Source organism: Vibrio sp. 1751, from assembly GCF_033339895.1.
GTDB lineage: Bacteria > Pseudomonadota > Gammaproteobacteria > Enterobacterales > Vibrionaceae > Vibrio > Vibrio alginolyticus.
In genome coordinates, this window is sequence record NZ_JAWOVM010000067.1 from 1 (window position 1) to 25,312 (window position 25,312).

The 25,312-nt window shown below is 45.6% G+C and carries 19 protein-coding genes and 1 pseudogene; 8 read left to right on the forward strand and 12 right to left on the reverse strand.

Annotated elements, in window-relative coordinates; all coding sequences use genetic code 11:
• Window positions 1–2,427: PBP1A family penicillin-binding protein (locus tag R7041_RS17580; protein ID WP_318128669.1), on the forward strand; the 2,427-nt coding region annotated here is incomplete at its 5' end.
• A 53-nt stretch (window positions 2,428–2,480) separates the two neighbouring features.
• Here the strand turns inward: R7041_RS17580 and oxyR are convergent.
• The gene (gene oxyR / locus R7041_RS17585) at window positions 2,481–3,392 is read right to left on the reverse strand and encodes a DNA-binding transcriptional regulator OxyR (protein ID WP_005381326.1); all 912 of its coding nucleotides are present in this window, start codon (window positions 3,390–3,392) and stop codon (window positions 2,481–2,483) included.
• 169 nt (window positions 3,393–3,561) lie between these two features.
• On the opposite strand from oxyR, the gene R7041_RS17590 reads away from it, so the two are divergent.
• From R7041_RS17590 to R7041_RS17600, 3 genes are all read left to right on the forward strand, one after another.
• Window positions 3,562–4,290 carry a redoxin family protein gene (locus R7041_RS17590; protein ID WP_005382781.1) on the forward strand — a complete coding sequence of 243 codons (729 nt, stop codon included), beginning with the start codon at window positions 3,562–3,564 and terminating at the stop codon, window positions 4,288–4,290.
• A gap of 191 nt (window positions 4,291–4,481) precedes the next feature.
• Entirely contained in the window at window positions 4,482–5,954 is a 1,473-nt protein-coding gene (locus R7041_RS17595; RefSeq protein WP_053304156.1) for a dihydrolipoyl dehydrogenase, read from the forward strand.
• A 372-nt stretch (window positions 5,955–6,326) separates the two neighbouring features.
• Window positions 6,327–6,608, forward strand: a complete 282-nt coding sequence (locus tag R7041_RS17600) for a DUF3624 domain-containing protein (RefSeq protein WP_206949733.1) — start codon at window positions 6,327–6,329, stop codon at window positions 6,606–6,608.
• 194 nt (window positions 6,609–6,802) lie between these two features.
• Here the strand turns inward: R7041_RS17600 and argH are convergent, their stop codons facing one another.
• The 4 genes from argH to argC all read right to left on the reverse strand — a co-directional run bounded on the left by argH (window position 6,803) and on the right by argC (window position 12,036).
• Entirely contained in the window at window positions 6,803–8,677 is a 1,875-nt protein-coding gene (argH, locus tag R7041_RS17605) for an argininosuccinate lyase (RefSeq protein WP_005381331.1), read from the reverse strand.
• A gap of 242 nt (window positions 8,678–8,919) precedes the next feature.
• Window positions 8,920–10,134, reverse strand: a complete 1,215-nt coding sequence (locus R7041_RS17610; RefSeq protein WP_017821738.1) for an argininosuccinate synthase — start codon at window positions 10,132–10,134, stop codon at window positions 8,920–8,922.
• A gap of 84 nt (window positions 10,135–10,218) precedes the next feature.
• The gene (gene argB, locus R7041_RS17615) at window positions 10,219–11,010 is read right to left on the reverse strand and encodes an acetylglutamate kinase (protein WP_005381333.1); all 792 of its coding nucleotides are present in this window, start codon (window positions 11,008–11,010) and stop codon (window positions 10,219–10,221) included.
• A 21-nt stretch (window positions 11,011–11,031) separates the two neighbouring features.
• Window positions 11,032–12,036 carry an N-acetyl-gamma-glutamyl-phosphate reductase gene (gene argC, locus R7041_RS17620; RefSeq protein WP_005382790.1) on the reverse strand — a complete coding sequence of 335 codons (1,005 nt, stop codon included), beginning with the start codon at window positions 12,034–12,036 and terminating at the stop codon, window positions 11,032–11,034.
• A 144-nt stretch (window positions 12,037–12,180) separates the two neighbouring features.
• On the opposite strand from argC, the gene argE reads away from it, so the two are divergent.
• The 3 genes from argE to R7041_RS17635 all read left to right on the forward strand — a co-directional run bounded on the left by argE (window position 12,181) and on the right by R7041_RS17635 (window position 17,188).
• Window positions 12,181–13,317 (forward strand): acetylornithine deacetylase, encoded by a 1,137-nt coding sequence (gene argE, locus R7041_RS17625; protein WP_171346293.1) that lies wholly within the window; start codon window positions 12,181–12,183, stop codon window positions 13,315–13,317.
• Between the two features lie 272 nt (window positions 13,318–13,589).
• The gene (ppc, locus tag R7041_RS17630; RefSeq protein WP_005381336.1) at window positions 13,590–16,223 is read left to right on the forward strand and encodes a phosphoenolpyruvate carboxylase; all 2,634 of its coding nucleotides are present in this window, start codon (window positions 13,590–13,592) and stop codon (window positions 16,221–16,223) included.
• A 425-nt stretch (window positions 16,224–16,648) separates the two neighbouring features.
• Window positions 16,649–17,188 (forward strand): PadR family transcriptional regulator, encoded by a 540-nt coding sequence (locus tag R7041_RS17635; RefSeq protein WP_005382791.1) that lies wholly within the window; start codon window positions 16,649–16,651, stop codon window positions 17,186–17,188.
• 70 nt (window positions 17,189–17,258) lie between these two features.
• Here R7041_RS17635 and metF read toward each other — a convergent pair whose 3' ends face one another.
• The 3 genes from metF to R7041_RS17650 all read right to left on the reverse strand — a co-directional run bounded on the left by metF (window position 17,259) and on the right by R7041_RS17650 (window position 22,008).
• On the reverse strand, window positions 17,259–18,161 hold the full coding sequence (gene metF / locus R7041_RS17640) for a methylenetetrahydrofolate reductase (protein ID WP_005381345.1): 903 nt from the start codon (window positions 18,159–18,161) through the stop codon (window positions 17,259–17,261).
• Between the two features lie 262 nt (window positions 18,162–18,423).
• Window positions 18,424–20,832 (reverse strand): bifunctional aspartate kinase/homoserine dehydrogenase II, encoded by a 2,409-nt coding sequence (locus R7041_RS17645; RefSeq protein ID WP_053307548.1) that lies wholly within the window; start codon window positions 20,830–20,832, stop codon window positions 18,424–18,426.
• A gap of 15 nt (window positions 20,833–20,847) precedes the next feature.
• Entirely contained in the window at window positions 20,848–22,008 is a 1,161-nt protein-coding gene (locus R7041_RS17650; protein WP_005381350.1) for an O-succinylhomoserine (thiol)-lyase, read from the reverse strand.
• Window positions 22,009–22,233: 225 nt separating this feature from the next.
• Here R7041_RS17650 and metJ point away from each other — a divergent pair, with 225 nt between their 5' ends.
• Window positions 22,234–22,554, forward strand: coding sequence for a met regulon transcriptional regulator MetJ (gene metJ, locus R7041_RS17655; protein WP_005381353.1), 321 nt, complete (start codon window positions 22,234–22,236; stop codon window positions 22,552–22,554).
• Between the two features lie 113 nt (window positions 22,555–22,667).
• On the opposite strand, the gene R7041_RS17660 is transcribed toward metJ, so the two are convergent.
• From R7041_RS17660 to R7041_RS17675, 4 genes and pseudogenes are all read right to left on the reverse strand, one after another.
• Window positions 22,668–23,945, reverse strand: a complete 1,278-nt coding sequence (locus R7041_RS17660) for a malic enzyme-like NAD(P)-binding protein (RefSeq protein WP_005381358.1) — start codon at window positions 23,943–23,945, stop codon at window positions 22,668–22,670.
• 206 nt (window positions 23,946–24,151) lie between these two features.
• Complete coding sequence (bfr, locus tag R7041_RS17665) at window positions 24,152–24,628, reverse strand: bacterioferritin (protein ID WP_005381359.1); 477 nt, start codon at window positions 24,626–24,628, stop codon at window positions 24,152–24,154.
• Between the two features lie 93 nt (window positions 24,629–24,721).
• Window positions 24,722–24,910: a (2Fe-2S)-binding protein gene (locus tag R7041_RS17670; protein WP_005381360.1), complete on the reverse strand. Its 189-nt coding sequence runs from the start codon at window positions 24,908–24,910 to the stop codon at window positions 24,722–24,724.
• A gap of 331 nt (window positions 24,911–25,241) precedes the next feature.
• Window positions 25,242–25,312: pseudogene (locus R7041_RS17675) on the reverse strand (elongation factor Tu); the annotation flags it as partial.

Genomic DNA, 25,312 nt, shown 5'->3' on the forward strand with positions numbered 1-25,312 from the left:
ACACCTATGAAGGTGTTTAGTCAAGACGGGAAGCTGATCGCACAGTTCGGTGAAAAGCGTCGTATTCCTGTTACTTATGACGAAATTCCTCAAGACTTAATTCACGCGCTCATCGCAACCGAAGATAGCCGTTTCTACGAGCATCCTGGTATCGACCCTATCGGCATCACTCGTGCAGCGGTTGTTGTTGCGGTTTCAGGCTCGGCTAAACAGGGTGCAAGTACGATTACGCAACAGCTAGCTCGTAACTTCTTCTTATCTAATGAGAAGAAGATCATGCGTAAGATTAAAGAGATTTTTATTGCTATCCATATTGAGCAGCTTTTAAGTAAGCAAGAAATCATGGAGCTTTATGTCAATAAAATCTTCCTTGGTTACCGCTCATATGGCTTTGGTGCTGCCGCTCAAGTGTATTTTGGCAAGAGCCTTGATGAATTGACGTTAAGTGAGATTGCAACACTCGCTGGTATGCCAAAAGCGCCATCAACCATGAACCCAATTTACTCTCTTGAGCGCGCAACAAAACGCCGTAACGTTGTATTAATGCGAATGCTTGATGAGAAATACATTACACAAGAGCAGTATGACGAAGCACGCAATGAGCCTATTATGGCGCGTTATCATAGCGCTGAGATTGAGCTTTCCGCACCTTACGTAGCAGAGTTGGCTCGTGCATGGGCAGTAAAAGAGTACGGTGAAGAGGAAGCTTATACCTCTGGCTTGAATATCTACATGACTGTGGATTCTAAACTGCAAGATGCTGCAAATACGTCTGCGGTAAATAACCTCTTGTCATACGATGAACGTCATGGCTACCGTGGTGCAGAAAGTGTGCTTTGGAAAGAAGGGGAAGCGGCCTGGGACAATGAGCAAATAGAAAAGCACCTGAAGAAACAGCCAACTTATGGTGACCTTTACCCTGCGGTTGTGACGAAAGTCGATGATAAGACGGCACAAGTATGGGTTAAGAACCATGAAGAGCAAACCATCCCTTGGACTGGAATGCACTGGGCGCGTAAGTACATTACTGATAACCGCCAAGGCTCAACACCAAAGTCAGCGCATGATGTGCTAGCGACAGGTCAACAAGTTTGGGTTCGCGAAGTAAGTGAAACCGATGAAGATGACAACACAACACTGAGCTGGAAACTGAGCCAAGTGCCGACAGCAAACACCGCGTTTGTTGCGATGAACCCAGAAAATGGCGCGATATTGTCGCTGGTTGGTGGTTTCAACTTTGTTCACAGCAAGTTTAACCGTGCAACCATGTCAGTGCGTCAGGTTGGTTCAAGTATCAAGCCTTTCATCTACTCGGCAGCAATTGACAAAGGGCTGACTCTAGCCACTTTGATTAACGATGCGCCGATCAACAAGTGGGATGCAGGTTCTGGTTCAGCTTGGCGACCAAAAAACTCACCACCGACTTATGGTGGTCCAACGCGTCTTCGCCTCGGCTTAGCTCAATCAAAAAACGTCATGGCAGTGCGTACACTCCGTGAAGTTGGCCTCGAGGAGACACGTCAGTACCTTACTCGTTTCGGTTTTGATATTAACCAAGTACCGCGCTCAGAGACCATCGCACTCGGAGCTGGCAGCTTAACACCAATGAAAGTGGCACAAGGTTACTCTGTGTTTGCGAACGGTGGTTATTACGTTGAACCATTCTATGTAGAACGCGTGGAAGATGCATTCGGTGAAGTACTGTTTAAAGCCAATCCAAAGAGTGTTTGTCATAAAGATTGTCCACAAATGAGCGAGCAGCCAGAAAATCGCTACGCTGATGAATTTGGCGAACAAGACGTCGCAATTGATGGCCTTGCAACAGACAATGCCCTTGAAAATGATGAACCTCAATATGCACCGCAAGTTATCTCTGAACAGAATGCATTCTTAATGCGTGAGATGATGTACAGCAACATTTGGGGTGGCGGTAACTGGCGTGAAGGCACAGGTTGGAATGGTACAGGCTGGCGCGCGCAAAAACTTGGTCGTCGAGATATCGGGGGTAAAACGGGTACAACGAATGATTCCAAGGATGCTTGGTACAATGGCTATGGACCTGGTGTCGTTGCGATAGCTTGGGTTGGCTTTGATGATCATTCACGTGCACTTGGCCGCACCACTGTTAACAGCAACCTAGGGCAAGGCCAAATTTCTGGTGCCGAGTCGGGTGCGAAAACCGCAGAGCCTGCTTGGATTGACTTCATGCGTGTTGCGCTAGAAGGGACGCCGGAGCAAGGTAAAAATATTCCAGAGGATATTATTCGAGTTCGTATTGATCGCAACAGCGGTATGCTAACGCACAAAGTAGATAGCACATCAATGTTCGAATACTTTGAAAAAGGCACGGAGCCTACCGAATACGCTGGCGACCGTTTAGAAGATAGTATTTATTCTTCAGGCTCTGGCGCAGAAGAACTGTTCTAAATCACAAAAGCACAAGGGAGAGCATCAAGCTCTCCCTTTTTTATTTCTGCTTTTTATGCTGCTGCATTCAATGATGGATAAGAAGCCAACACCTCTTTAATCTTCGCTGCTAAAGCTTCAAACCTAGCTCGTAATGGTGAGCCCGGACGGTATACGAGAACGATATTACGCGAGGGGGTTGGGTTAACAGCTGGTACGTAGCATACGCCATCTTTTTGCTTCTCATTAGGGATAGAAAGTTGAGGCAATAACGTAATCCCCGCACCGGCAGCAACCATGTTGCGTAACGTCTCCAAGCTGGTGGCTTTAAAACGCTCATCGTCTTTTGCACCAGCGGCAAAACAAAAACCTAACGCTTGATCTCGCAGACAGTGGCCGTCTCCCAACGCTAAAACGGTTTTACCATTCAGCTCCAACATATCAACATGGTCGAGAGAGGCCCACTCGTGGTCACATGGCACTGCGACACTTAATGGCTCTTGATACACTTCGATCTCTTTAAATGGCGCAGTTTCATCAACCGAAGCTAAAACTAAGCAATCTAGTTTGCCTTCTTCCAATTGACGCACTAATTGATGTGTTTGAGCTTCGTGCAGAAATAGTTCCAACTCAGGAAATGCTTCTTTTATCTGCGGCAGAATTTTGGGTAGTAGATAAGGCCCAACCGTCGGGATGAAACCAATATGCATCGGTCCAGTCATGGCTCCGCTTTGACCGCTTGCCATATCTCTGAAGGTTTTCACTTCACTTAAGATGCGTTTAGCCTGCTCCACCAGCTGTAACCCTGAATCGGTAAACAAAACACGTCGGCTGCTTCGCTCTAAAAGCGTGGTCCCGAGTTCATCCTCTAGTTTACGAATTTGCCCACTCAATGTTGGCTGGCTAACAAAACATGCCTCTGCCGCTTTGCGAAAGTGCTTATGTTCCGCAAGTGCAACTAAGTACTCAAAATCTCGAATATTCATACTTCACGCTTCGCTTCTTTAACAATAGCTAATACCTATCAAAACCATAACACCAAACGATTAGAGCTATCAAAGGATTTTTACAATAATGGGCTCAACAAAACGAAACAGAGCGACGAAAAACGCTAAGCTCTATACGCATAATTTAAAATAGTTAAAGGAAATCATTATGTTTGTATCTAAAGAAGGTCAACAAGTCCCTCAAGTTACTTTTCCAGTTCGTCAAGGTGACTCTTGGGTGAATGTAACGACCGATGAGCTATTTAAAGGTAAGACCGTTATCGTATTTAGCTTACCGGGTGCATTTACTCCAACCTGTTCATCAAGCCATCTACCTCGTTACAACGAATTGTTCCCTGTATTTAAAGAGCACGGAGTGGATGAGATTATTTGTGTCTCGGTCAATGATACGTTCGTGATGAATGCATGGAAACAAGACCAAGAAGCAGAAAACATTACCTTCATCCCGGATGGTAATGGTGAATTCACCGATGGCATGGGTATGTTAGTGGATAAAAACGACATCGGCTTTGGCAAACGTTCATGGCGTTACAGCATGCTAGTAAAAGATGGCGTAGTGGAAAAAATGTTCATTGAGCCAAACGAACCAGGCGACCCATTCAAGGTGTCAGACGCAGATACGATGCTGAACTACATAGCGCCTGACTACAAAACGCAAGAATCCATCACGGTGTTCACTAAACCAGGCTGCCCTTTCTGTATGAAAGCGAAACAAAATCTGATTGACCACGGTCTTCAATATGAAGAAGTGATTCTGGGTAAAGACGCAACAACAGTTAGTCTACGAGCTATATCTGGTCGCACGACTGTTCCACAAGTCTTTATCGGTGGCAAGCATATCGGCGGTAGCGAAGAGCTAGAAGCGTATCTAGGCTAAGCTGTCCATAGCCTACACCCTCGGTCTCCGGTGCCTTTTGGCTCGGAGGCCAACCCTAAACCACTTCTTCTACTAGTCTAGATAAGTAGTCATCTGCCACTAAGGTGACTACTTATCCAGATTCAACTATCCAATTCACTCTCCAAGCTCAATGTAGCTAGCTTGGCTTAAAACAAAAGCGAGAGTTCACGATGAAACAAGTAAATGTCGACGTAGCGATTATTGGTGGCGGTACGGCTGGTCTTGGTGCTTATCGAGCAGCAAAAGCTCATACCAACAGCGTGGTAATGATTGAGGGCGGTCCCTACGGAACAACCTGTGCTCGTGTCGGATGCATGCCGTCTAAGCTGTTAATTGCGGCAGCAGAAAGTGTTCATCAAATCGAAAAAGCACCTGGATTTGGGATACACCCGCAAGGTGAAGTACGAATTAACGGACGAGAAGTTATGGATCGTGTAAAGCGCGAACGCGATCGTTTTGTTGGCTTTGTGCTTGAAAGTGTCGATGATATTCCCGCTGAAGACAAACTATCGGGCTACGCGAAGTTTGCCGATGACCACACTCTCATCATAGATGATCATACTCAGGTCACCGCACAGCGCATTGTTATTGCGACAGGATCTCGTCCAGCATATCCGGCAGCTTGGAATGAACTGGGTGATCGCCTAGTGATTAACGATGATGTATTTGACTGGGATGACTTACCAGAGTCCGTGGCAGTATTTGGCCCAGGAGTCATCGGCCTTGAATTGGGTCAGGCTTTACACCGCCTAGGAGTAAACGTGAAGCTCTTTGGCCTTGGAGGACAAGTGGGCCCACTGACAGACCCAGAGGTGATGGCGTATGCAGATAAAGCCTTTAAGGAAGAGTTCTACCTTGATGCAGATGTAAAAGTCGAAAGTATGAAACGCATTGCTTCGTCAGACAATGACGGCGAAGACAAGGTCGAAATCCAATTCATCAACCATGATGGCGAATTAGAAACTTTCGTTGTCGATTACGTATTGGCCGCAACGGGTCGTCGTCCAAACGTCGATAAGCTGGCGATCGAGAACACCAATGTGGCTCTCGATGAACGTGGCGTACCAACGGCGGATCACTACACATTGCAAACTTCGGTAGAGAGCATCTTCATCGCAGGTGATGCAAGTAACCAAATTCCACTGCTGCACGAAGCCGCTGACCAAGGCCGAATTGCTGGAGACAACGCAGGCCGTTTCCCAGATATTCGTGCGGGTCTGCGTCGCTCACCAATTTCAGCCGTGTTCTCCGACCCTCAAATTGCTATGGTTGGCGAAACATATAAACAACTAGAAACACGTCTAGGCACATGTGGATGTTTCGCAACCGGTGAAGTCTCGTTTGAAAATCAAGGACGTTCGCGCGTCATGCTTCGTAATAAAGGCATTCTGCATGTCTACGGAGAGCAAGGCACTGGACGTTTTTTAGGTGCAGAAATGATGGGCCCGAATGCAGAGCATCTTGCGCACCTTTTAGCATGGGCGCACCAAAATAGGATGACGATTTCTGAGATGTTAGATATGCCCTTCTATCACCCAGTGATTGAAGAAGGCGTCCGCACCGCTCTACGTGATTTGAATGCAAAACTACACTTAGGGCCAGAAATGGTGAAACATTGTCTTGACTGCGGCCCAGGCTGCTAACGCTTTCAGGCTTCTATCTAAATATAAAGCAAGCCTCGTCATCAACGAGGCTTTGCTTTACTACTTTGGCGCAATGAAATCTCTCTTACGCTGCCATCATTGCATAGCGGCTGACCATACAAATCGCGACAACACCGATCATAAAGAACCCACCAGCGATACTCAGCGCAAGTTTCAACTCTGTCGACATCATTATATTTCCTGTTAAAGACTGACAGCGCACCATACATCAATTACGTGCCACAAAGCTTTTACAAAGCTAACTTTCCATTTTTGGTTGTGTCATAGCGCTCTAAGTCCGGTACAAGAAACGCTTTCCACCATATAGTTAGATATATAATCTGAAGCAACACTAATGGTTTGGAAAACACTATGACTTGTCGCCGCTGCGAAGAACATTGGTTTTGGAAAAAACTTGGACGTTGCCAACGATGCTTGGATCAATTGACGGTACTTTCTGTACTGTGTTGGATTGTATGGTGGTTTACGCTCAAAGATGATCCACAAAGCATCGAGTCGATCACTTTGATCTTTGCCGGCTTCGCTTTCAACGTTTTGTTGTTTTTACACTTATGGATGCGTTTTGTCATCTTGCCTTGGCAGCGTCGACGGGGACAAAAAAAAACGAATAAAAAAGAGAAAAGTGACAGATAGAAAAAAGCCCCAAAACCAATGTCAGTTCTGGGGCTCTCTTAGATTCTTCTAAGAAAAAGCAGTGGTACTTTAATAGACCGGGCTTCCTCTCAAAGGTTCCAAATTTTTTCGATTTTTTTAGCGAATACTGATGTAAGTAAACAGGAAAATGACTATGTCATTGAATGCTAATAAAATCACTCCACAACTTCAGTTCATGCCACATGCGTTTTTTGGATCACTTGCTCCATTAAATTGATCTCAAGCGCTACCTCATCACATGCATGTTGACGTGGGCACTGATCGCAATCTTTCAGAACTTTCTCCGGCAGTAATGACTTCGATGTCGGTAAAAAGCTTTGCTTCATAAAGAACTCAGGCGTTCGCGTTAGAACAAAGACTTTCTTGATCGCCATCTGGCGCGCTTTCTCAACCAAATAGTTCACAATCGCACTGCCCTGCCCTTGGCCTTGCCAGCCCGCTTCGATACCAAGAGAGCGTATTTCAGCCAACCCTGAGTCATACACATATAGAGAAGCGCAACCCGTCACTTCACCATGATGCTCAGCCACCGCGAAAGAGCCAATATCTCTCACGAGCTCATTACGAGAGCGCGGAAGATTCTCACCAAGGTTCGCCCAGTAAGCAACCATACCTTCCAACGTTTCAATGTCCGTCAAACGTGCAGGACGCACTTTCACCGCCGAGCTGTCACGCTGGCTCAGGCGCTTATCCGCTTGTTCTACCGCGTAAGCGACCTGGTGAGGCGAAACCCCCCCCAAAGCACAACGCTTTTCCAAACACGAATCGATAGTCAGAATGTCATACACATCCGCTTCAATGACTTCTGAGAAGGCTTTTAACTCTTCGATAGACAGCTCTTCTAGCGCACAACCTTTAGCAATAGCACCAACGACCGCGACACCGACGATGTGGTGAGCTTCACGGAATGGGATGCCTTTCGCCACTAGGTAATCAGCTAACTCCGTCGAGTTTGCGTAACCTTGTTTCGCCGCTTCTAGTGTGCGCTCGCCATTCACTTTAATACCGTCAAAACACAGAGCTGCCATTTCCATGCAGTCGTTCCATGTATCTAAAGCGTCAAACAACCCTTCTTTATCTTCCTGCATGTCTTTGTTGTACGCCAATGGCAAGGCTTTAACTGTCATCATCATGCTCGATAATGCGCCATAGACACGCCCTGTCTTACCACGGATCAACTCAAGTGCATCTGGGTTTTTCTTCTGTGGCATTAATGACGAACCAGATGTCACCGTATCCGCTAACTCAATGAAGTTTGACTCGCCTGAATTGTAGAAGATCATATCTTCGGCGAGACGAGAAAGGTGCAGCATAGAAATCGAAGCCACCGACATCAGCTCCATCACATGATCACGATCTGAAACCGAATCGAGTGAATTACGCGTAGCACGGTGGAAACCGAGATTATGTGCTAATTGTTCGCGATCAATCGGATAAGCCGTTCCCGCTAACGCACCCGAGCCAAGTGGACAAGTATCGAGACGCTGTAAGGCATCATTCAGACGAGAGTAGTCACGCTCGAACATTTCAACATAAGCCAAGCACCAGTGAGCAAAGGTTACAGGTTGAGCACGCTGAAGATGAGTATAGCCTGGCAATACGGTGCCTTGGTGCTGTTTAGCAACATGGACCATTTGTGCTTGTAGGCGATCTAAAGCAATCAACAATTGCTGACCTTGCTGACGACACCAAAGTTTCAAGTCTGTGGCGACTTGGTCATTCCGAGAACGCCCAGTGTGGAGTTTTTTACCTAAATCTCCCACTTTACTGATTAGCTGCTGTTCAACCCAAGAGTGGATATCTTCTGCATCAGAGCGAAGAATTTGGTGAGGGTCTTCCATCACTTCTAACTTCAGCTCATTTAAAGCAAGTTCCAGTTTTTGCTGTTCTTCTGCCGATAGCACATCAACAGAAAGCAGAGCTTTAGACCATGCGATTGAACCTACGATGTCTTGCTCAGCCAATCGGTAGTCAAAACGCAACGAATCATTGAACTCTTTAAATCTGGTGTCTGCCGCTTGGGTAAATCTTCCGCCCCATAATGCCATTGCGTCTCTCCTGATGACTATTGCTTACTCTAACGTTCTCGAATGAGTAGTAACCAATTTGATGGTCATTTGCTCACTTTTTCTTATGGGTCAACGTTACGGCAATTTCGATAAAAAATAAAGTATAAATTCAATATTTTTACATATATATTCAAGCCAAATTTAGGTACCCGCTTTTAGAAACCAAAAGACCCGCCTATAAATGGCGGGTCTTTATTCAATCCAAGATGGATGTTAAGGGATTATTTCTTCTGGCTGTTCAATGCACGAATACGGCTTGATAGCGAGTAAAGACGGATGAACCCACCTGCATGGCTTTGGTCGTACACTTCATCTTCACCAAAAGTCGCGAACTCTTCTGAATACAAGCTGTTGTCAGAACGTTTTTGCGTGACTGTCGCTTGACCTTTGTAAAGCTTAACAACCACTTCACCGTTAACGTCTTGCGCTAGCTCTTCTGAAGCAGCAAGGATCGATTTACATAGTGGCGTAAACCAACGGCCATCGTATACAAGGTGAGACGCTTTTAGACCTAGCTCCTCACGGAATTCGAATGATGATTTGTCTAGCACAAGCTGCTCTACAGCGCGCAGCGCTTCCATCATGATGGTGCCTCCCGGTGTTTCATAGCAACCACGAGACTTCATTCCAACAAGACGGTTTTCCACGATATCGATACGGCCAACACCGTGCTTAGCGCCCTTCTCGTTTAGGTAAACCAGTGCGTTGTATGGTGTCATCGCTTCACCATCAACTTCGACCACTTCACCTTTTTCTACTTTCAGCGTGACGTATTCCGCTTCATTTGGCGCTTGCTCTGGGTCGACAGTCCACACCCAGCAGTCTTCGTTTGGTGCGTTCCAAGTATCTTCTAAAACGCCGCCTTCCGTCGAAATGTGCCATGCGTTTGCATCACGTGAATAGATCTTAGTAAGAGACGCAGAGCAAGGAATATTACGCTCAGCGAGGTAATCCAAACACTCTTCACGGCTCACTAGGTCCCACTCACGCCAAGGTGCAATCACTTGTAAGTCCGGTGCTAGTGCTGCGAATGCACCTTCGAAACGCACTTGGTCGTTACCTTTACCTGTACAGCCATGACACAGTGCGTCCGCGCCCACTTTACGTGCCACTTCAACCTGCGCTTTAGCAATGATTGGACGCGCCATTGATGTACCTAGCAGGTACTTACCTTCGTAGTACGCGCCGGTTTTTAGCGTTGGGTAAATGTAGTCTGCGACCATTTCTTCTTTCAGGTCAGCGATGTAGCATTCAGAAGCACCGGAGGCTTTTGCTTTCGCTTCAATGCCTTCTAGCTCTTCGGCACCTTGACCAACATCGGCAACGAAAGCCACTACTTCACAGTCGTAGTTCTCTTTTAGCCACGGGATAATTACTGAAGTATCTAGACCGCCTGAGTATGCGACTACCACTTTATTTACGTTCACTTTGCTCATGTTTTTTCTCCAAACTTAACTGGCGCTGCGCTCGGCGGTCAGTGCCAACTACGACTTCCTAATATTGAATTCTTTTGCTGATGCTTATTGAGGCAAGAATTGAGTACCAATACTTTCACCAGCGAATAACTGTGCTAATTTTTCTGGGTAACGCCAGGTCGCGACTTCAATTGGACGGCCAAGATCATTGGCGGCCTCCAAAGCGGCTTTAACTTTGACGATCATGCCATCGGTGATCACATGTCCATCGATCAACGAGTTAGCTTGCTGCTCTGACAGGGTTTTGATCAAATGGCCTTTTCCATCTAATACACCACTCACGTCTGATAACAGGACTAACTCCGCATCTAATGCGCCCGCAACCGCGACTGCTGCTTGATCAGCATTCACATTCATCATCTGGCCATCTTTGGTTAAACCAATTGAACTGATGATCGGCAGTGCACCTGTGTTTAGCACCGCTTGTAATAGTGCTGAGTCACCCGGTGATGCTTTGCCTACCGCGCCGAGTTCTGGGTCAAGTTCTTCAACAAGACACAAACCACCATCCGCAAGGCTAAGGCCCACAGCGTTAAGACCGTCCGCAATCGCTTGACCTTGAAGTAACTTATTCGCAGTGCCTGCAAGCGCGCCTGCAATCACAGGAATTTGATCGTAAGGCGTTACGCGTAAACCGTTTTTCTTAACGGTTTCAAGCTGAAGCTTTGCCATCAACTCATCAACTAGGTAGCCACCGCCATGAACGATGGCGATTTGTCGCTGTGCCGATTTTTGGTAAGCCGCAATGGCACCAAAAAGTTGGCTTAAGGTTTGAGTGCATGATAGAGCTGCACCACCTAGCTTAATGACTAAAGGAGCTTGATTGGTTTGCGTCATCGCATTTCCCTCTTTCAACGACTACAGCAACGCTGTCAGTTCTGGGTAACCGTAATGAATATTGAGACATTGCATCGCTTGACTCGATGCACCTTTAAGTAGGTTGTCGATAGCTGAAATCACAATGATGTGTTCGCCTTGTACCTTCCAGCCGATATCGCAGAAAGGGGTATTTTCGACATCCTGAATACGTGGAATACCGTCGCCTTTAAGACGCACCGCAGGCTTGCCTTGATAAGCTTGTTCAAACGCCTGTGCCACTTGTGCTTCTGTCACACCTTGCGCAAGCTTCATGGTGATAGTGGCAAGAATGCCGCGTTTAAAGTTGCCGAGGTGCGGAGTAAAAATCACATCGCAACCCAAGTGCTGAGCAATCTCTGGCTGGTGACGATGGTTAAATACACCATAAGGTTGCAAGCTCACTTCACAGAAGCTGTTAACCATGGAGGCTTTACGCCCTGCACCTGATACACCACTGGTTGCGTTGATCACTGGCCATTGGTTGGTATCGAGCAACGCATGTTCTAATAAAGGTTTGATTGCAAGCTGTGAAGCGGTTGGGTAGCAACCTGCTACTGCAATCAAAGGAGTGGTTTTTATTGATTCTTGGTTCCACTCTGCTAAGCCGTATGCTGCTTTATCTAGCCAGTTGTTATGTTGATGTTCGAAGCCATAAAAAGTGTCGTAAAAGCCTTCACTTTTCACACGGAATGCACCCGATAAATCGAATACCTGACAGCCTGCCTCCAAGAAAGTTGGGGCTAAATCATGGCTGACTTCGTGAGCCGTTGCCAAAAACACCACGTCCGATTCTTGAGCGATTTGCAGTGGATCCGTTAGTGGTAAAACTGGCATATCAATGATGCCCGCTAGCTTACCGTGCAGCTGCGCGATGCTCTTTCCCGCATCAACACTGTTGGCGGAAACGTATAAACCTGATAGCGTGAGTTGTGGGTGTTTATTAACCATTAACGCTAACTCTGCGCCGGTGTAACCGCTGGCTCCAATAATCGTGGTTTTTAGCATTGTGTAACATCCATATACTTAAAGGCTCAAATGACTATTCATATTTAATTTTTGCTTTATTTTGATTTTTTATTCATTAAATATGATTTAATATGTGTTTTACATTTTTGTGGTCTGTCTGTCAACAGGAGATTTGAAGAATCCATGCAATTACCAACTTTTCTAGAGGTCTATGAAGGACTCATCAGCACCTCTTCTATCAGCTCCACGGATCCGAGCTGGGATCAGGGCAATGCAAAAGTCATCGAAAAACTCGCATCTTGGTTTAAAGATCTGGGTTTTAGCGTTGAAGTGATCGAAGTCGAGCCAGGCAAGCACAATATGATCGCACGTATGGGTGAGGGTGAAGGTGGCCTTTTACTTGCTGGCCATAGCGATACCGTGCCATTCGATCAAGGGCGATGGAATTTTGATCCGCATAAACTGACGGAAAAAGACAACCGCTTCTACGGTTTAGGCACAGCAGACATGAAAGGCTTTTTCGCCTTTATTTATGAAGCAGTGAAGAAAGTCGATTGGAGCAAGCAGAGCAAACCACTTTACGTATTAGCCACTTGTGACGAAGAGACCACCATGTTGGGCGCGCGACATTTCACAGCAAACGCCCCATTTAAGCCGGATTACTGCATCATTGGTGAACCCACCAGCCTTGTACCAATTCGAGGTCATAAAGGGCATGTGGCAAATGCCATTCGCGTAACAGGCAAGTCCGGTCACTCATCGGACCCAGCGCTTGGCGTTAACGCTATTGAGATCATGCATGAAGTCATGTTCGCCATGATGCAACTGCGTGACAAATTGATTAAAGAATATCAGCATCCGGGTTTTGCCATTCCAAGCCCTACCCTAAATCTTGGACACATTCACGGTGGTGACAGCGCTAACCGTATTTGTGGTTGCTGTGAGCTGCATTACGACGTGCGTCCTCTTCCCGGCATTAGCCTTGATGGTTTAGAGAACATGTTGCGCGGAGCATTAAAAGAAGTCGAAGCGAAATGGCCTGGGAGACTGGAGATTATTCCATTGCATGAGCCTATTCCGGGTTACGAATGCCAACATGACCACCCATTTATCGGTGGTGTTGAAGAGATCTGCCAAACCAGTTCAGAAACCGTGAACTACTGTACTGAAGCACCATTTCTACAACAGTTGTGTCCAACCTTGGTGCTCGGCCCTGGGTCAATCGACCAAGCCCATCAACCGGATGAGTTTCTATCCTTCGACTTTATCGACCCCACAATTGATGTGCTTTCAAAGGCAATGGTCAAGTACTGCTGTTAATACGCGTTTAAGCTCGAAAGTCTGTGCAGCTCGATTGAGCTGCATCTTTTTATCTTCACAATTTAGCGCTAGTCTTAACACTTATTTAACTTGTTATTTTGTAATTAATTTTCACTTCTTACTCTATGGCTGCCGTAAATTTGCTCTAAATCAGGAGACAGCGGAATAATTGCAAACTTAGTCTGCTTTATTTGACTATAACTGGTGCTTTTCGCTAGATTGGAGTCTTAACAAGGACAATGGATGTAGTTTTTTTACGAGGCAGGACGACAATGAACGAGAAATACGCCGCACTCAAAAGTAATGTGCGCATGTTAGGCCACTTATTGGGTAACACCATTCGCGATGCCCATGGCGAAGAAATCTTCGAGAAAGTGGAAACCATTCGTAAATTATCCAAATCAGCTCAAGCAGGGAATCAAGCAGACAGGGACAGCTTGATCGAAGAAATCAAACATCTACCTGATGAGCAGCTAACGCCCGTTACTCGCGCGTTTAACCAATTTCTAAACCTCACCAATATCGCTGAGCAATACCACACGATTTCACGCCATTGTGAAGAGCACATTTGCGAACCAGACGCGATTAACTCGCTGTTTTCTAAACTGGTACAAAACGATGTGAGCAAACTGGACACTGCCCAAGCGGTTCGTGATCTGAATATTGAATTGGTATTGACGGCTCACCCAACAGAAATTACGCGCCGCACGATGATCAACAAACTGGTCAAGATAAACGAGTGCTTATCAAAGTTGGAGCTAAGCGATCTTTCTTCTAAAGAGCGCAGAAAAACCGAACGCCGCCTAGAGCAACTGATTGCCCAAGGCTGGCATTCAGACGTGATTCGACAACAACGCCCTACTCCGTTGGATGAAGCAAAGTGGGGCTTTGCGGTCGTTGAAAACTCTCTATGGGAAGCAGTACCGGACTTCCTACGTGAGATGAATGACCGTCTAAAATCTTACCTTGGAGAAGGTTTACCCATTGATGCTCGCCCAGTGCACTTCTCCTCTTGGATGGGCGGTGACCGTGACGGTAACCCGTTTGTTACTCACAACGTTACGCGTGAAGTCTTACTATTGTCTCGTTGGAAAGCCGCCGATCTTTATCTCAATGACATCAACGAGTTGATCAGCGAGCTGTCTATGACAGTTTCAAACGATCAAGTCCGTGAACTTGCTGGCGAAGATCAGCACGAACCATACCGTGCGATCCTGAAGCAATTACGCACTCTGCTCAATGAAACCAAAGATATTCTCGATGCTAAGATCCACGGTCAAAAGCTGGCTGTTAAAGCACCACTGCAAAAAGTCGAGCAACTTTGGGAACCGCTGTATGCCTGCTACCAGTCACTAAACGAATGTGGCATGGGTGTAATAGCCAACGGCTCACTACTGGATACACTACGCCGCGTAAAAGCATTTGGTATCCATCTTGTACGTCTTGATATCCGCCAAGAGAGCACGCGTCACTCAGACGTCTTGTCTGAACTAACTCGCTACTTAGGTATTGGTGATTACGAACAATGGAGTGAGCAAGATAAGATTGCTTTTCTAACTAACGAGCTTGCATCTAAACGTCCGCTTCTCCCTCGTGATTGGGAACCGTCTGAACCCGTCAAAGAGGTTTTGGATACCTGCAAGATTGTTGCAGCACAACCGCGTGAAGCGTTTGGCGCTTACGTTATTTCAATGGCACGTACCGCCTCTGACGTACTAGCCGTTCATCTACTGCTACAAGAAGCGGGTTGCCCTTACCGCATGGATGTGTGTCCTCTGTTCGAAACGCTAGACGATTTGAACAACGCAGAATCGGTCATCAAGCAGCTTATGGGGATTGACCTTTACCGTGGTTTTATCCAAAACCACCAGATGGTCATGATTGGTTACTCTGACTCAGCGAAAGATGCAGGTGTTATGTCTGCTGGTTGGGCTCAGTATCATGCGATGGAATCGTTAGTTAAAGTGGCTGAGGAAGAAGGCGTTGAGCTAACTCTATTCCATGGTCGTGGGGGCACAGTCGGTCGCGGTGGTGCACCTGCGCATGCTGCGCTTTTGTCGCAACCACCAAAAAGCTTGAAAGGCGGTTTACGTGTAACAGAACAAGGCGAGATGATCCGCTTTAAACTGGGGCTCCCAGATGTCGCAGTAAACAGCTTTAACCTATACGCAAGTGCGATTCTGGAGGCCAACTTGTTACCGCCACCAGAGCCAAAACAAGAATGGCGCGACTTGATGGAAGTGCTATCAGAAGTAAGCTGTGAGTCTTACCGAAATGTGGTTCGTGGCGAGCCAGATTTCGTGCCTTACTTCCGCCAAGCAACACCAGAACTCGAACTCGGCAAGTTGCCACTTGGTTCTCGTCCTGCAAAACGCAACCCTAAGGGCGGAGTAGAAAGCTTACGTGCAATCCCGTGGATCTTCTCATGGAGTCAAAACCGTTTGGTACTTCCTGCATGGCTAGGCGCAGGTGAAGCGATTCAATACTCGATCGATAAAGGCCACCAAGCATTGCTCGAAGAGATGTGCCGCGAATGGCCATTTTTCTCAACTCGTCTCGGCATGCTGGAAATGGTGTACTCGAAGTGTAATATTGATATCTCTCGCTACTACGATGAGCGATTGGTGGATGAGTCGCTCCGTCCACTCGGTGAAAAGCTTCGTGCTCAGCTTCAAGAAGACATCAAAGCGGTACTGAATGTAGAGAACAATGAAAACTTGATGCAGCATGACCCTTGGGGACTCGAGTCGATTCGCTTACGCAATATCTACGTTGAGCCATTGAATATGCTACAAGCAGAGCTACTATACCGCACGCGTCAAACCGAAGAAGCTTCTGCAAACTTGGAAGAAGCGTTGATGGTGACGATTGCTGGTATTGCTGCAGGTATGCGTAACACAGGCTAATCGTTTCATTTTTAATAAAAAGCTGGGCAAATGCTCAGCTTTTTTTTATCACAGGATAATCGCACCAAAACAAAAGTAGTCAAATAAACCACTAAAGACCCAAAAAATACCAAAACAAAAGAATAAAAAACCACAAGTTAACACTATTGATTATTATGTTAGTTTTTTAGGGTAATTTTGTCCTACTATTCCACTTCATGCTTATTATTTATATACTACTTGCCTGCTGAGAGCTCATAAATCCAATCATACCTGCTCCAGCCTTGATGGGACTCCCCATCTCTCTAGGTGATAAACGGCTTTAAGGTGACAGGACCAACATTGTTGGTGCTACTTATACATTAAAAAACTCAAGTGCCAGTAAGAGCGCAGCTGAAAGTATAAGTAGCTTGTTTACAAGTTTATTGACCATTTGGATTGAAGACATGTCATTACCACACGTAATCTTAACTGTTCTTAGCACTCGCGACGCAACCGGTTACGATATCACTAAAGAATTCTCTGCTAGCATCGGTTACTTCTGGAAAGCAAGCCACCAACAGGTGTACCGTGAACTCAACAAAATGGCTGAGAAAGAACTGGTTACTTGCGTATTAGAACCCCAAGAAGGCAAACCAGACCGCAAGGTTTACTCCATTACAGACGCTGGTCGCAGCGCTTTAGGAGAGTGGTTTGATCAACCAACTGCACACCCAACAGTTCGTGATGAGTTTTCAGCGAAATTGATGGCATGTGCCGTTCAACCTGCAGCTCCATTCCGTGACCAACTCGCCGAGCTAGTTGAAGAGTCTCGCAAACTGGTTTCTCACTACAAAGAAATTGAAGCGGCTTACTACGCAACGCCGTCAACTTTAGATAAACAAGCTCGCCTAGAACGTCTAACGCTTCGCCGTAACCTTCTGTTACGTGAAACTTGGATCACTTGGGCAGAAGAAGTTCTAACTGAACTTGAAGTGATTGGTTAAACTCCTTTTGCTTTGATAAAACGAAAAAGGCTTGCCACTTGGCAAGCCTTTTATCTTTTTGAAACCAGATTTACGCACCGACTACTGCGCGAGGACGAACACCCAACGTATGGCATAACGCGTAAGTCATCTCTGCACGGTTTAGTGTGTAGAAGTGAAAGTCCTTAACCCCTTCACGACTCAGTACACGCACCATATCAATAGCTTGGCTAGCTCCTACAAGCTGGCGAGTCACCGGATCATCATCCAAACCATCGAATTGTTTGCTCATCCATCCTGGTACTTTCACGTTGTTCTGTGCCGCAAAGCGAGACGCTTGCTTAAAGTTCGATACAGGCAAAATTCCTGGCACAATTTCTACGTCAATTCCTGCTGCGACACAACGGTCACGGAATCGCAGGTAAGACTCAACGTCAAAAAAGAACTGAGTAATAGCACGGTTTGCACCTGCATCTACCTTACGTTTTAGGTTCAATAAGTCAGACTGTGCGCTTTTAGCTTCAGGGTGAACCTCAGGGAATGCAGCAACGGAGATATCGAAATCGTGGCGTGATTTCAGCAGCTCAACCAAATCCGAGGCATACATATCAGGCGCACCGCCACCTGGAGGAATATCACCACGCAGAGCGACGATATTTTCAATACCATTGTTCCAATAATCATCGGCAATATTAATCAACTCTTCACGAGTCGCATCAATACAAGTGAGATGGGGAGCGGCAACCAATCCGGTTGTTGCTTTAATTTCTTTAATGATGGAGTGTGTTCTGTCACGCTCGCCGGAGTTCGCACCGTAAGTCACAGAAACAAATTTAGGTTGAAGCGTTTTAAGACGGTGCACTGAATTCCAAAGTGTTTCTTCCATCTTAGCGCTGCTTGGCGGAAAAAACTCAAACGATACATTGATGTTATCTGATAACTCAGCAATATTCTGGTTCAAGGCGTCGATATGGCCTGCGTGCGTATATCCCATCTTACTCTCCCTGCGGCACTCCGCCACGAAAACAAATCCTTAAAATCGACGTTTAGACGTCTATATGTCTACAGAATGTATTGAATACGATTTAATGTCAACCTTGTAATTATGAATTTTTCTCAAGTTAATAATGAAGATAGTTCAAGTTTCTACTTGAGCATCATCTCGCCATTTTGCACGGGTTATGACTTCAGTATGGCACTGATAGGGGAATAAAAAACCCTGGATTAATTCCAGGGTTTTTAGGTCAATCGCAACTTTAAAATAAACCAGCCAATCGGTTGAGGTCGGATTGAATAGCGCCGGCTGTCACTTCTCTGCCTGCGCCTGGTCCTCGAATTACCAGAGGGTTATCTTTGTACCACTTGCTCTCTATGGCAAAAATGTTATCGCATGGCAATAAGTTGGCGAGCGCGTGCTCACGAGATAACGCTTCGACTCCCACCGTTGCTTTACCATTTTTTTCTAAACGCGCCACATAGCGAAGCACTTGATCGTTTCTCTGTGCTTTTGTCAGACGCTCTTGAAGTATTTCACTCAACAATGCTCCATTATCGAAGAAATCATCTAAGCTCAGTTCTCTTAATTCTTCTGGCACCAAAGACTCAACTTTAACGCTGTCTGGTTCTATATCTAGGCCCGATTCTCGAGCCAAGATGACTAACTTACGCATTACATCGGAGCCATCTAAATCAGAACGAGGGTCAGGTTCGGTTAACCCTTGCTGCCAAGCAAGATCGACTAAATCATTAAATGGCACAGAACCATCAAACTGTTGGAACAGCCATGATAACGTCCCCGAGAAAATCCCCGATAGAGCGACGATTTCATCCCCACTTTCACGAAGATCTCGCACGGTATGGTTTATCGGTAACCCAGCACCAACCGTTGCGTTGTATAGCCAATGACGACCAATTTTAGCGAATGCATCTTGAACCTGATGGTAGTACTGACTATCTGCGGAACCGGCCACTTTGTTGGCGGAAATCAAATGAATGCCTTGCTGTGCGATTTCTACGTAGCGCTGAGCCAAATCTTTACTCGCGGTAACATCAAGCACGACGGCTTCATCGTAGCTTTTAAGCGCTCCCAAACGTGCCAGCCAATCCCCATTGTTTGCTATGCTTTCATCATCAAATCGTTCAGCAACACTCACCGCCTCAATACCTTGCTCATCGAACCAATAGGTTTGGCTATCCACAACCGCGACAAGATCAAAGCTCATACCATGACGTTTTTCGAGCTCACTTTTTTGCGTCGCAAATAAATTTAACCAACTAGAACCAATATTACCCTTGCCACATAAAGCCACTGCCACGCGTTTTTGCGCTTGGAACAACTGGCTATGAATCGTTTGAACCAACGCCTCGGTATCAGTACGGCGCAAAACAGCGACTAGGCTCAGCCCTGAGTCTGTTTCAGAGATAAATTCTACCGGAGAGTGCTTTAGCTTCTGATAAAAGCCAAAGCAATGATTGGCGTTTTTCGTAACGCCTGCACCTACCGCAGCTAAGAGCGAGTAACCTTCTTTTAGCTTAATTTCTGCCTCTACCGCAAGCTCTTGCAAGTGTTTCAATGCACCACCGGCGATTTCTGCGGTGTAAGCCAAGCGTAGCGTATGCTGATCGGATTGAGCTTCAAATGCCAATGGCTCTAATTGCGCGCGCTGCAACGCTTGTAATACATCACTCTGTGTTTTTTCGAAGTCGTGCCCATGCATGAAAGACAACTGCACCAATAAAACATCATCCAGTGAAGTAATAATTTTAGCGCCACGACCAGATGCCAATACACGCTCAATACGAGTAGAACCCGACTCTGGCAGATAGCTACACTTGAGATTAAGGTCCATGGTACTTTGCGCCACAGGCTGAAGCGTACGACTGTGTAGCACTGGGGCAGCTAAGCGAGCAAGTTCACTGGCTTCATCCAATCGAAGTAACGGTAATAAACAAGCATCAGACACCAAACGTGGATCGGCACTATAAACACCAGCAACATCACTCCAAATCGTGACAGTACTGACTTCAGCAAGCGCGCCTATGACCGTTGCAGAATAGTCAGAGCCGTTACGACCAAGTAGAATGGTTTCTCCTGCCTCGTTCTGAGCCATAAAGCCAGTAATTACCACACGTTTATGGTTATGCTGCGCGAGGATCTCTTTAATTAAAGGGTATGAACGAGCGCGATCAACCTCTGGTTGAGTTCCCGCTTCTGCACGTAAAAACGCTCGTGCATCTTGTGCAACCGCAGGGATAGAACGTTGAGATAATAACGCGGCCAATAGGCGAGCAGACCATACTTCTCCGTGTCCCAGTACCGCAGCTTTTTGCGCATTAGTGAGTGGTGCAGTCAGCTCCGAGAGAGTACTGAACTCATCATGTAATAAAGCTAACAGCTCTTCTTTTGCTTCACTCTCCAACAAGCTTTCTATTAGCTCAGTTTGGAACTGTCTCAAGCTTTGAAGCGCTTCATGCGCAATTCGGCCATCTTTATTTAACCCTTCCAAAAACTCAATCAAGCGATTAGTGGTTTTTCCTGCAGCAGAGACGACCACAAGATCATTTTCTGTCGAATACTCTTTGAGAATACCCACAACGCGTAAGTAGCATTCTGGGTTTGCTAAGCTACTGCCACCAAACTTATGCAGCTGACGTTGTACAGTCATTGTTATCGTCTCCTATTACTGGGTAGCTTTAGCGAACGCTTGTTCTAAATCTGTGATGAGGTCTTGTGCATCTTCCAAACCGACAGACAAACGCAATAGTTGATGAGAGACCCCAGCCTCCGCCAGTGCCTCCTCACCCATTGCACGGTGAGTCATGGATGCCGGGTGGCAAATCAAACTTTCTACACCACCTAATGATTCAGCTAATGAAAACAGTTGGAGCTCTTTCACAAACACCTTTAGCTGCTCAAACGAACCAGCAAACTCAAAACTCAACATAGAGCCAAAGCCCGTTTGCTGCTTTTTAGCAATGTCGTGACCTGGATGTTCCGGCAGGCTTGGATGATAGATAGTTTTAACTAACGCTTGTTTCTGTAGGTAAGCCAGTACCTGCTGTGAGCTCTCTTCATGTACTTTCATACGAGCACCAAGCGTACGAATACCTCGCAGTGTCATGTAACTATCGAAAGGTGTGCCCGTTGCACCAATACAATTGCCCCACCATGCAAGCTCTTCTGCATGCGCTTCTGTGTTGGTGATGATTACCCCACCAATTACGTCCGAATGACCGTTGATGTACTTTGTTGTGGAGTGGATAACAAAATCCGCACCTAGCTCTAAAGGTTTTTGGTACACGGGTGTCAAAAAGGTATTGTCCACCGCAACTAACGCACCGACTTGTTTCGCTTTTTCACAAGTAGCTGCAATATCCACTACGCGAACCAGAGGGTTTGACGGAGTTTCTAGCAAAATGAGTTTTGGTTTTTGTGCCAATGCAGCATCTAAAGCCTGTTCGTCTGATTGATCGACAAACTGAACCTTAAAATCGCCTTTGTTAGCTCGGGTATTAAAAAGACGATAGGTACCACCATAACAATCGTGAGGAGCAATAATGAGATCATCTGGGCCGAGAAAAGCGGAAACCCATAAATTTAATGCCGACGTACCGCAGTTAGTAACAACCGCTCCTTTTCCAGACTCAAGTTCAGATAGCGCACTTTCCAACAGTCCGCGGTTTGGATTACCAGATCGTGTGTAATCATACTTGGGCACTTCACCAAAAGCAGGAAAACCATAGTTAGTGGAAAGATAAATAGGTGGAACGACAGCATGATATTGGCTGTCTGATTCAATACCAGTGCGTACTGCAATGGTCGCAGGTTTGCGAGTGCTCATGGGTGTATCCTTTCACGGGTAATGACTTCTAAATAGGAATGCGCTATATCTAATGAGTAACATAAAGTGATCAACACGCTTCCTTTGCTGTTATGTTCACTTTACTCGTCAAAAAATGAGACGTCAACACTTCTAGACGTCTATATGTCTTTGCTTATGGCGGTAAATGCAGCTAAAATCAGCACCTAAATTATTTTTAACCGATTACATAAATGAAGGTGTGCAATGGCTGACTGGAATGGCGAATACATTAGCCCATATGCAGAGCACGGCAAAAAAAGCGAACAAGTAAAAAAAATTACCGTCTCTATCCCGCTAAAAGTTTTAAAGGTGCTAACTGATGAGCGTACTCGCCGTCAGATCAATAACTTACGCCATGCAACCAATAGCGAATTGCTATGCGAGGCATTTTTGCACGCGTACACAGGTCAGCCACTTCCGACAGATGAAGACCTTCGTAAAGACCGTCCTGATGATATTCCAACAGAAGTAAAAGCGCTGATGACGGAAATGGGCATCGAATTTGAGTCATTCGACGAAGAATAAAAAAGCCTGATAAAAGGTTTCAGGTAATAACTCTTGCCTCGAGCCAAATGGATGACATAAAAAATGGGACGCAATAGCGTCCCATTTTTTGTGTATCACATCTGAAAGATATATTACTCTGCCATGTAGTTTTCAGGCATCTCGATACGAGCTACACCTGAATTAACCGCCGCCTGAGCAACCGCTTTTGCAACACGTGGTAGCAAACGTGAATCCATTGGTTTTGGAATAATATAGTCCGCACCAAACTCTAGCTTATCAACACCGGCAGCCTTCAATACGGCTTCAGGTACAGGCTCTTTTGCTAGCTCGCGAATCGCCTCAACGGCTGCAAGTTTCATTTCATCATTGATTTCACTTGCACGCACATCAAGAGCACCACGGAAAATGAATGGGAAACACAATACGTTGTTAACTTGGTTAGGATAATCACTACGGCCAGTACCCATGATCAAGTCATCACGAACTGCGTGAGCAAGTTCCGGCTTGATTTCAGGATCCGGGTTAGAACATGCGAATACGATTGGCTTATCAGCCATCAACTTCAACGCTTCCGCTGGCAACAGGTTTGGACCAGATACACCTAGGAACAGATCTGCACCTTCAATTACGTCTTCTAGTGTGCGCTTATCTGTATTGTTCGCAAATAACTGCTTATATTCATTAAGGTCATCACGACGAGTGTGAATCACACCTTTGCGATCTAGCATGTAGATTTTTTCGCGCATTGCACCGCATTTGATCAGAAGCTCCATACACGCTACAGCGGCAGCGCCAGCGCCAAGACAAACAATTGTTGAATCTTCAAGTTTCTTACCTTGAAGTTCGATTGCATTCAGCATACCCGCTGCCGTTACAATAGCAGTACCATGTTGATCATCGTGGAATACTGGTACATCACAACGCTCAATCAGACGCTTTTCAATCTCAAAACAGTCTGGTGCTTTAATATCTTCAAGGTTGATACCGCCAAAAGTGTCTGCAATGCTCGCAACAGTATCCACAAATTCATCGATCGTGCGGTGCTTAACTTCAATATCAATAGAGTCAAGACCTGCGAAACGCTTAAACAGTAACGCTTTACCTTCCATCACTGGCTTAGATGCAAGTGGACCTAGGTTACCTAGACCTAGAATAGCGGTACCGTTAGAAATAACAGCAACCATGTTCCCTTTTGCAGTGTACTTGTACACGTTATCCGGGTTTTGTGCGATTTCACGCACTGGCTCTGCAACACCAGGGCTGTAAGCAAGGGCAAGATCACCCGCCGTTTCCGCAGGCTTTGTAAGTTCGACAGCAATCTTTCCTGGAGTTGGATAAGCATGGTAATCCAATGCTTTTTGGCGATGTTCTTCTTCTGGAGTGGCTGCTTGGTGGTTGTCTTCAGACATGGACGTTTCTCTTTTTTATTTTTAGGTAAGGGGGCATAAATTCTATCGGATAGAAATCAAACTTCATAGGCAAGATTGCGAGCAATATCCTTAAAAAGCCGATAATAAAAGAGATTAGACCAGATAACGGGGTTAAGCACCTGATTTTCGAGTCAGGTGCTCTTTCTTCTTACTATTATTGGAGTATGCAAACTCAGAAAGTATCGTTACTCTTCGTCCACGTATTGCGCTTGGAGATAATTCTCAATACCAGACATTTCAATCAAGCCAAGTTGCGTCTCTAGCCAATCAACATGTTCTTCTTCATCTTCAAGAATATCTTGGAAGAGATCTCGAGACACATAATCTCGAATGTCTTCAGCGTAGGCAATCGCATCTTTTAAATCTGGAATAGCCGCCATTTCAAGCTTTAAGTCACACTCGAGCATTTCCTTGGTATCTTCACCAATCATCAACTTACCTAAATCTTGTAGGTTCGGTAGGCCTTCAAGGAACAAAATACGCTCAATTAGATGATCGGCATGCTTCATCTCATCGATAGATTCGTGATATTCCTTGTCTGCTAGGTGCTTTAAGCCCCAGTCTTTATACATTCGGGCGTGAAGAAAATACTGATTAATAGCGACGAGCTCGTTACCGAGCACTTTATTGAGATGTTGAATGATGATTGGATCGCCTTTCATGACAAAACCCTCCTCTTTGGCTTCATTTAAATGTAGAAGCAAATGAGAAGGTGTCAAAATGTAAGGCAAATAATTACTGCATACTTACAGCAATTAGCTGGCTTGTTTAAATTCCGTGTAACTAGTTTCCGCTAAAATTTCCTTGGCCTGTCTGATGCACTTACCACATTGGCTGCCCAATGCCGTGCACTTTTTGATTCCTTTAATATCTGTTACGCCTTCATCTATCGCCAACTTCCTAATTTTTTTGTCGGAGACACCATGGCAAAGACAAACGTACATACTCAAAAAACCTATAAAACTAATCTGTGACAAACAATATAAACAAGAATAGTTCTTGTTACCAGTCGCATTATGGTGTCCGCTCAGAATATTTGGTTATAAAGATTTTACCGCTGCAGGAAAAGATCAAAGGGTTAAGAGGGGTGAGTAAAAGCGTTAAGAAATAAAGCCGGTAAAACTCTGTTTTTAAATCGAAAAAGTGACGTCTTTTATTTCAACACTTATAACTAAATGTAATCTAGAAATGAAAAAGGGAAGCCTAAGCTTCCCTTTTCGATGCGCTTTCTTCAAAAAGAAGAACAGTGCAAGATTTCGTTTAATTCGTTATGAATTAGTCGAAGATCTTAGCAACAACACCAGCACCTACTGTACGGCCACCTTCACGGATCGCGAAACGTAGAC

Excerpts from the sequence above, each read along its gene's own strand:
- R7041_RS17590 (WP_005382781.1), top strand. The coding sequence starts at position 3,562 with ATGTTTGTATCTAAAGAAGGTCAACAAGTCCCTCAAGTTACTTTTCCA.
- R7041_RS17600 (WP_206949733.1), top strand. The coding sequence starts at position 6,327 with ATGACTTGTCGCCGCTGCGAAGAACATTGGTTTTGGAAAAAACTTGGA.
- R7041_RS17660 (WP_005381358.1), bottom strand. The coding sequence starts at position 23,945 with ATGTCTGAAGACAACCACCAAGCAGCCACTCCAGAAGAAGAACATCGC.
- ppc (WP_005381336.1), top strand. The coding sequence starts at position 13,590 with ATGAACGAGAAATACGCCGCACTCAAAAGTAATGTGCGCATGTTAGGC.
- argB (WP_005381333.1), bottom strand. The coding sequence starts at position 11,010 with ATGACGCAAACCAATCAAGCTCCTTTAGTCATTAAGCTAGGTGGTGCA.
- argC (WP_005382790.1), bottom strand. The coding sequence starts at position 12,036 with ATGCTAAAAACCACGATTATTGGAGCCAGCGGTTACACCGGCGCAGAG.
- argE (WP_171346293.1), top strand. The coding sequence starts at position 12,181 with ATGCAATTACCAACTTTTCTAGAGGTCTATGAAGGACTCATCAGCACC.
- R7041_RS17645 (WP_053307548.1), bottom strand. The coding sequence starts at position 20,832 with ATGACTGTACAACGTCAGCTGCATAAGTTTGGTGGCAGTAGCTTAGCA.
- R7041_RS17595 (WP_053304156.1), top strand. The coding sequence starts at position 4,482 with ATGAAACAAGTAAATGTCGACGTAGCGATTATTGGTGGCGGTACGGCT.
- R7041_RS17670 (WP_005381360.1), bottom strand. The coding sequence starts at position 24,910 with ATGTACGTTTGTCTTTGCCATGGTGTCTCCGACAAAAAAATTAGGAAG.
- argH (WP_005381331.1), bottom strand. The coding sequence starts at position 8,677 with ATGGCATTATGGGGCGGAAGATTTACCCAAGCGGCAGACACCAGATTT.
- R7041_RS17650 (WP_005381350.1), bottom strand. The coding sequence starts at position 22,008 with ATGAGCACTCGCAAACCTGCGACCATTGCAGTACGCACTGGTATTGAA.
- oxyR (WP_005381326.1), bottom strand. The coding sequence starts at position 3,392 with ATGAATATTCGAGATTTTGAGTACTTAGTTGCACTTGCGGAACATAAG.
- R7041_RS17610 (WP_017821738.1), bottom strand. The coding sequence starts at position 10,134 with ATGAGCAAAGTGAACGTAAATAAAGTGGTAGTCGCATACTCAGGCGGT.
- metF (WP_005381345.1), bottom strand. The coding sequence starts at position 18,161 with ATGGGATATACGCACGCAGGCCATATCGACGCCTTGAACCAGAATATT.
- metJ (WP_005381353.1), top strand. The coding sequence starts at position 22,234 with ATGGCTGACTGGAATGGCGAATACATTAGCCCATATGCAGAGCACGGC.
- R7041_RS17635 (WP_005382791.1), top strand. The coding sequence starts at position 16,649 with ATGTCATTACCACACGTAATCTTAACTGTTCTTAGCACTCGCGACGCA.
- bfr (WP_005381359.1), bottom strand. The coding sequence starts at position 24,628 with ATGAAAGGCGATCCAATCATCATTCAACATCTCAATAAAGTGCTCGGT.